A 3613-nucleotide genomic window follows, 5' to 3' on the forward strand; every position below is an offset into this window, starting at 1 on the left:
CATATCGGGCATGCCAAAAGCATCTGCCTCAATTTCGGCCTGGCCAAAAAATACGGCGGGCAAACTAACCTCCGGTTCGACGATACCAACCCCGTTACCGAAGACACCGAGTACGTGGAATCCATCAAGGAAGACATCCGGTGGCTCGGGTTCGAATGGGCCAAAGAGCTATATGCTTCCGATTACTTCGAGCAGCTGTACGCGTTTGCCGTGCAATTGATCGAAAAAGGCCTCGCGTACGTGGATGATTCCACCGCCGCCGAGATCGCCGCGCTCAAGGGCACGCCTACCGAGCCGGGTAAGGACAGCCCCTACCGCAGCCGCAGCGTGGAGGAAAACCTCCGCCTGTTCGCGGAAATGCGCGAAGGCAAATACCCCGACGGCGCCAAGGTGCTCCGTGCCAGGGTAGACATGGCTTCGCCCAACATGCACATGCGCGACCCCATCATGTACCGCATCAAGCATGCGCACCACCACCGCACCGGCGACGCCTGGAGCATCTATCCCATGTACGACTTCGCGCACGGGCAGAGCGACAGCATCGAGCAGATCACGCATTCCATCTGCACCCTGGAGTTCATCCCCCACCGGCCGCTGTACGACTGGTTCATCCAGCAGCTGGATATTTTCCCTTCGCACCAGTACGAGTTCGCGCGGCTGAACCTCAGCTACACCGTGATGAGCAAGCGCAAGCTGCTGCAGCTGGTGAACGAGGGCATCGTGGCCGGCTGGGACGATCCCCGCATGCCTACGATCGCCGCATTCCGCCGCCGCGGCTTCACGCCTTCCAGCATCCGCACTTTCGCGGAAAGAGTGGGCATCCAGAAGCGCGACAACATGATCGAGATCGGGCTGCTGGAATTCTGCATCCGTGAAGAACTGAATAAAACCGCCAACCGCGTAATGGCCGTGCTCGACCCCGTCAAACTGGTGATCACAAGCTATCCCGAAGGGCAAACCGAAGAACTGGAAGCAGAGAACAACCCGGAAGACGCTTCCGCCGGCCATCGCTCCGTATCCTTCAGCAACACCCTCTGGATCGAGCGGGAAGATTTCATGGAGAACCCTCCCAAGAAGTTCTTCCGCCTCGGCGTAGGCCTGAAAGTGCGCCTGAAATACGCTTACATCGTGGAGTGCACCGGCTTCGACAAGGATGCCGACGGCAACATCACCACCGTATACGCCACCCACATCCCCGAAAGCAAATCGGGTGCGGAAGGCAGCGCCATGAGCGTGAAGGGCACCATCCACTGGGTGAGCGCCGCGCATGCAAAGGAAGCCGAAGTACGGTTATACGACCGCCTCTTTACCGTGGAGAACCCCGCGGCGGAAGAAACCGAGTTCAAGGACCTCATCAACCCCAATTCACTGGAAATCATCAAGAAAGCATATATCGAACCGGTCCTCGCGGCGGCAAAGCCCGGCGACCGCTTCCAGTTCCTCCGCAAAGGGTATTTCGTAGCGGATTACGACTCCACGCCTGAGCACCCCGTGTTCAACCGGACCGTAACCCTGAAGGACACCTGGGCCAAGGAAGCCAAGAAAGCTTAAACTGACGCAACCAGATACAAAAAAGGCCATCCTCACCGGATGGCCTTTTCGTTTATACGAAATCGTAATTATTTCAGGAGATCGAGCGCCAGGGCGATGCGGTCTGCGGTTTCGTTCCTGCCGATGGTGGCGGCGATATCGAATACCGGGGGGCCGAATTTACCACCGCAGAGCATGATGCGGAAAGGCAGTTGCAGTTCGCCGGGCTTGATGCCCCTGGTAGCAGCCAGCGCCTTGAAACCTTCTTCCAGCGCGGCGGCGGAGAAGTCTTCCTGGTTCAGCAAAGCGGCCTGCCATTCGCCGAAGAACGCTTGTTTATCAGCATTCCATCTCGGCTTCACGGCGTCGAGGTCGTATTTCTCCGGGCGAACGAAGAAGAAGAACCCGTGGTCCCAGATTTCGTTGACGAACTGGCAGCGTTCTTTCACCAGGCCGGCGATTTTTTCCACGTAAGCGGGTTCGGCGACCACGCCTTTGCTTTCGAGGACGGGGAGGAAGAGTTGCGCCAGGCGCTCGTTGCCGGTGCGCTGGATCCATTGGTGGTTGAACCATTTGGCCTTGTCGTAGTCGAACTTGGCGCCGCCTTTGTGGACGCGGGAGATGGAGAATTTCCGGATGAGCTCATCCATGGTGAAAATCTCCTGTCCGGATCCGTCGTTCCAGCCGAGCATGGCCAGCATATTGATGAATGCTTCGGGGAGGAAACCGTTTTCTCGGAAGCCATTGGTGAGGTCGCCGGTGGCGGGGTCCTGCCAGTTCATGGCGTATACGGGGAAGCCGAGGCGGTCTCCATCGCGTTTGGAAAGCTTGCCGTTGCCGTCGGGCTTGAGGATGAGCGGGAGGTGCGCCCACTGGGGCATCTCGTTCCCCCAGCCCAGGTACTTCCAGAGCAGGATGTGCACCGGTGCGGAGGGGAGCCATTCCTCGCCGCGGAAGGCGTGGCTGATCTTCATGAGGTAATCGTCGACCACCACCGCCAGGTGGTAGGTGGGCATGCCGTCGGCCTTCAGGAGCACTTTATCGTCCACGATATTGGTCTGGAAGGTAACATCGCCGCGGATCATATCGGTGAAGGTCACTTCTTCGTTGGTCGGCATTTTGATGCGGATGACGTGCGGGGCCCCTTTGCCGAGGAGCTCCTTCACTTCGGCCGCTTCCATATTGAGGGAGTTGCGCATGGTGCTGCGCACGGCGTGGTTGTATTGGGGGGAATGGTTGCCGCGGGCGCGTTCCACTTCGCGCATGGCTTCCAGTTCTTCAGGGGTATCGAAGGCATAATAGGCGTTACCGGCAGCTACCAGTTGTTCCGCATACTGGCGGTACAGCGGTTTGCGCTCGGATTGGCGGTAGGGGCCGTAAGGACCGCCTTGCAGGGGGCTTTCGTCCGGCTCCAGCCCGCACCAGCGGAGGCATTCCACGATATATTCCTCGGCGCCGGGCACGAAGCGCGTCTGGTCCGTGTCTTCGATCCGGAGGATAAATTCGCCGTCGTGCTGACGGGCAAAGAGGTAATTGAACAACACCGTGCGTACGCCGCCGAGGTGAAGCCCGCCCGTAGGGCTCGGCGCAAAGCGCACCCTTACTTTATTGTGACTCATACGGCGCAAAAATAATAATTTCGGGGCAGGGAACGATCACGCTAATCCGCTTAACATGTTCTATTTTACGAAAACACCCGGCTTTCTGAAGTCGCTCTACAAAAGCTGCACCTGGAATTTCACGCCTGCCGTACCGGCGGTTTACCTGACGTTCGACGACGGGCCTCATCCCAAAGCCACGCCATTCGTGCTGGAAACGCTAAAGAAATACGATGCGAAGGCCACGTTCTTCTGCATTGGCAAAAACGTGGTGGCGCACCCGGATATTTATCAACAGATCCTGCTCGACGGGCATGCGGTGGGCAATCATACCCACAACCATCTCAACGGCTGGAAAACGGCTACCGACAAGTACATCAGCAATATCCGCGAAGCGGCGCAGTACATCTGTTCCGATTTATTCCGGCCGCCGTACGGCCGTATTTCGCCGTTCCAGATCCGCGAGCTGAAGAAGGATTACCGGA

At 58.2% G+C, this 3613-nt stretch carries 3 protein-coding genes; 2 read left to right on the plus strand and 1 reads right to left on the minus strand.

Annotated elements, in window-relative coordinates:
- The coding region (locus Q0510_RS18325) for a glutamine--tRNA ligase/YqeY domain fusion protein (RefSeq protein ID WP_298715097.1) at nucleotides 1-1551 on the plus strand (1551 nt) is incomplete at its 5' end.
- A gap of 68 nt (nucleotides 1552-1619) precedes the next feature.
- Here the strand turns inward: Q0510_RS18325 and gltX are convergent.
- Nucleotides 1620-3149, minus strand: coding sequence for a glutamate--tRNA ligase (gene gltX, locus Q0510_RS18330; RefSeq protein WP_298715099.1), 1530 nt, complete (start codon nucleotides 3147-3149; stop codon nucleotides 1620-1622).
- Nucleotides 3150-3204: 55 nt separating this feature from the next.
- On the opposite strand from gltX, the gene Q0510_RS18335 reads away from it, so the two are divergent.
- Nucleotides 3205-3613 (plus strand): polysaccharide deacetylase family protein (locus tag Q0510_RS18335; protein WP_298715101.1); only part of this gene is annotated, 409 nt, incomplete at its 3' end.

The sequence above is a fragment of the uncultured Chitinophaga sp. genome (assembly GCF_937874145.1).
GTDB lineage: Bacteria > Bacteroidota > Bacteroidia > Chitinophagales > Chitinophagaceae > Chitinophaga.